This is a genomic window from Actinocrinis sp., assembly GCF_035946395.1.
GTDB lineage: Bacteria > Actinomycetota > Actinomycetes > Streptomycetales > Catenulisporaceae > Actinocrinis.
The window spans coordinates 1-3751 of the sequence record NZ_DASYZI010000404.1 but is presented as its reverse complement, the minus strand read 5'-3'; the positions used below and the strand labels follow the sequence as shown (position 1 = coordinate 3751).

The window sequence follows — 3751 nt, the reverse complement described above, 5'->3', positions numbered from 1 at the left end:
AGGGCGGCGCGGGTCTCCTGCGGGCAACCGTCGTCGAGCACGACGATGTCCAGGTGGTCGACCCCGCGTTGCGCCAGCGCCGCGCGCACGGCGGCGACCGTCGGATCGGGCTCGTGCCGTACCGGGATGAGGACCGAGACGAGTTCGTCCGCTTCCGGCGGCAACGCGGAGGTGGGGTGCAGATGGCCTGCGGGACCGATGCCGGTCGCTCCGGCTCGTTTCAGCGCGGCATGGCACAGCACTGCGGCGGCGGTGGCTGCAACAGCAGCGGTCACACCGGCCGCGGCGATCGCCCACGGCGCAGCCGTGCGGCGGAGTGGCGATCGGCCCGGCAAGCCTGGGATTCCGAGCCCTGACGTCGATCGCCCCGCGCGGTCGGTTGACGTGAGGCGGCTCGACGCTTGGTGGGTTGACCCGCGAGCCAAACCGGCGGACGTGCCGGATGGACCTGAGATCAGCAGACCGTGGTACGGCGCAATGCGGGTCACGTAGGGAGCATTACCCCGAAACGCGCGCGCTGCCGGATGAAGCACTCCATCCGGATGAAGTGAGGATGAATAAACCGTGCGTACTCATGATTTTCACCGCACACGATGCGCCGATCGAGTGACGCACGTATCCCGCGTGCCGAACCGCGTCCCCGTGCGCGCACACGAATCGCCGGGATGGTTCGAACCCGGATTCGAGCACACGTTCGAGCTGTACGCATGCCTGATTGCGACGTCACCGGCAAATGACAATCAGTTCCCTGCGACGAAGTCTCGTGGTCGGCGACGCCGTTGGAATTCTGCGATAAGAGCTGATTAGCGCGGAGCCTGACGGCTGGTCGGTCGCTGTGGCGAGCGGCCGCAGGGGCGTTCCACCGATACGTTCGAACGGGCCATCCGGCCGCCGAAATGATCATCTGACAGTGGCGATGCGGACGCGTCCGGTAAGCCCGTGGCATTACTGTGACGGTGAGTAACGGGTGACGGGCAGGGTCCGAGCGCGCACCCCCACGACGCGCGCGCGGACCCCGCCGCACCCCCTCGGGCGTCGCCGCCACCGCTCTCCCCTGCGGTGTCGGCGACGCCTACGTCCCCTCCCTGCACCCCACCCGGGTTGATCGGACGAGCGGAAGAATCCGCATCCGTCCGATCCACCCAGTAGGACCAGCCGAACTAGGCAATGGTTGTGGACGCAGTTGGTCACGGTTCGGTAAATTCCGTGGCCGCGACCGCATGATTTTTCCACTGCGGATCGGGTTTCATATGCTCTCGCGGGCACAGCGCCATGGGAAGAGCACAACGTGTAATCAGTCTCGAATTGATCGCCGACGTCTGTACGACGCCGTGCCTTCACCGGAGAGCCGAACGCACGTCGGCGTCGGTCGGCGGCGCGTTCGAGAGCGGTGCTCGAATCCGGGGATCGGACACGCGTTCGTAGTTCAGCCTACGACGCATCGCCCGCGCAGGCGAGACCCGGTGGTCAAGGCGTTCCTGTCACGTGAGCCTAGAGCCTGCGAACTGCGGCTATCGGTCAGGCATGCACTTTGCATGTCACTGGATCGAGCGAATATTCGAGATTCTGGTGGCCGGTGACCGCCGGTCGGGGTAGGGTGGTCTCTGTTCGAACAAAGATTCGAACAGGCGTCGCCACCGTCCGCAGGGGGCGTCACCACGCTCTCGCCCGCGTCGCACCGGGCTTGTCACCACTGCTGGGAGCGTTGGGAGGCACCGGGGAAGCCTGCGGCCGGTGGTGACGTCGCCCTGGGAAACCGGGAAACGGAGGGAGTCGCGCCGCCGCGTCGAGACCGGTGGCGCGACGCCTCTCCCGACCCGCTCCGAGGGACGCGCCAGCGGTGGTTCACCGCACCACTTGGGCCCGAGCACTCTGACGGTAGGGGAGCCATGACGATCGCGATGCCTGAACACGTCGATGCCGAGCCCTGCGATGTCCTTCGTGGCGGTGATGGACCGGTGTACTTCCTGCTGGGCGGTCAGCTCTACGTCGTGCACGAGATCCTCGGCCGATGGATCGAACCGGACGTCGAGCCGCGCCGAGCGGCCTCGCGCCGCGTGCCCGCTCCCCGTGACACCGGGAGTCGGCAGCGTGCGCGGGGCGAGGCCGCAGAGGATGAGGAGAACGAGGAGAGCGAGCCGCCGCAGGTCGAGCACTGGCTCGTCGTCGCCTCGGTGGGCCGTTTCGGTACCCCTGCGGTCTTCCGGCTCCAGCGCCGTCCCGCGCCGCCCACCAACGGACCAGACACCTGGACGGCGCGAGCCGAGAAGCGGTGAGAACGAGCCGCGCGAACAACGAATGCCGAACGACAAAGGGCGTAGCTCGGGTTGAGCGGCTGGCCGATACGGCGCACGTCACGCGTGTGACGCAGCAGTGCTGAGCTGGAGCATTGGCCCCTCCACCGGCCAGGTAGAGAATCGGTCACTCAGTCGGCCACACGCATCGACAAATAGCATGGTCATCCCGGCGGACACGCGATTCGTCTACGCGGGAGGGCAAGTCCCCCACGCGTGCGGTGGACTTCGGCCTGACTGGCTATGGCGATGAGAACTGTCCGTTCTCGTTGAAGATCATTCCGATTTCAATGAACCCAGTCCGCCCAGGTCAGCACCGCGCCATGCGGCGCACAGGCGGACAGTGCCGTCCGCGAGCGCTGCGACCGTCTCGCCGTTCGATTGCGTGGACGCAGATCGGCACGCTGCGCGGACAGACTTCCCAGACATCTGGGCTGACTCCGATGAGAACGGGCAAGAACGAACGACGAGTGTCGGCCGATTTGGACGACGGTCGATGGGACGCACGTCACTTGGCGTTGTCGAGTTCCGGCGATGGCATGCCCCGAGCTGGCAGGCCGGAGAGTGCCGTCGGCGTTCGCCAACGCCGACTTAGCGGTTTGCGGGGTGTTGTTCGTCTTCAGCGACATTCGCCGTCGTCACTTGTCGTCACTCATCGACACGGCCAGCCTGACACGGACTGTGCCAGGATGCGGCCTCAGTCGCTCGGGCGATAATCGTCGTGACCGGTTGATACGCAACCTTTGGACGGTGGGCGTCGGTCAGCCCAGCACGTGAAGTGTCAGTGTGTGAAGTGCCGGTGCGTGAGGTGTCAGGGGCGCAGCCTCAACCCCTGTGGCGATATCGCGAAACCTGCTGTAGCAAAGGCAGCCGCGACCGGTGTCGGCGCGGTATTCGAACCGGCGGCCAGTACCGGAATCCCGTCCGTGGTGACCACCGTCAGCGCGCCCACCCGGCCATCGTGTACCGCGGCGGCGACTGCCTGCGCGGCGCCGGTCAGCAGTTCCGGCGAATCGGTCCACGACAGCACGGTGCGCCCGCCGCGCTCGACGTACAGCACGAGTTCGCCGTCGACCAGCGCGACCAGTGCCCCCGCCTTGCGGCCGGGCTTGTGTCCCTGCCCGGCTGCGGCGTTGAGCGTCGCGGTCACACTCGCGGACGGTCCGGCGGACGTAGTTGCGGTCGTAGTCGTAGTCGTAGTTGCGGTCGCGATTCTGCTCGCTCCTGTTGTTGCTGTCCCGTGTGGCAGCGGACGGTCTGGCCACGGGATGGCCGCTCCGTACGGATTCGCCGGGTCGGCCGCGGCGAGCAGCAGTGTCGTCGGCGTGCGGCCGCCTGCGCGACTGCTCGTGCGGCCGGCTTCACCAGGCTCGCCCGCCTCGCCGGACAGCGCGCGGAGCCGGTCGACCGCCCCGTCCGCGGCGAACTGCGCGGCGCCGAGACCCTCGACGAAGTAG

Annotated in this window: 2 protein-coding genes and 1 pseudogene; 1 reads left to right on the top strand and 2 read right to left on the bottom strand. The window is 67.3% G+C overall.

Annotated elements, in window-relative coordinates; genetic code table 11:
• Nucleotides 1-275 (bottom strand): annotated as a pseudogene (locus tag VGS97_RS25430) (hypothetical protein); the annotation flags it as partial.
• 1614 nt (nt 276-1889) lie between these two features.
• Between VGS97_RS25430 and VGS97_RS25425 the strand changes: the two are divergent.
• Nucleotides 1890-2276 carry a hypothetical protein gene (locus tag VGS97_RS25425; protein ID WP_326856179.1) on the top strand — a complete coding sequence of 129 codons (387 nt, stop codon included), beginning with the start codon at nt 1890-1892 and terminating at the stop codon, nt 2274-2276.
• An 829-nt stretch (nt 2277-3105) separates the two neighbouring features.
• Here the strand turns inward: VGS97_RS25425 and VGS97_RS25420 are convergent.
• On the bottom strand, nt 3106-3751 hold a 646-nt coding region (locus VGS97_RS25420; RefSeq protein WP_422653159.1), incomplete at its 5' end, for an Lhr family helicase.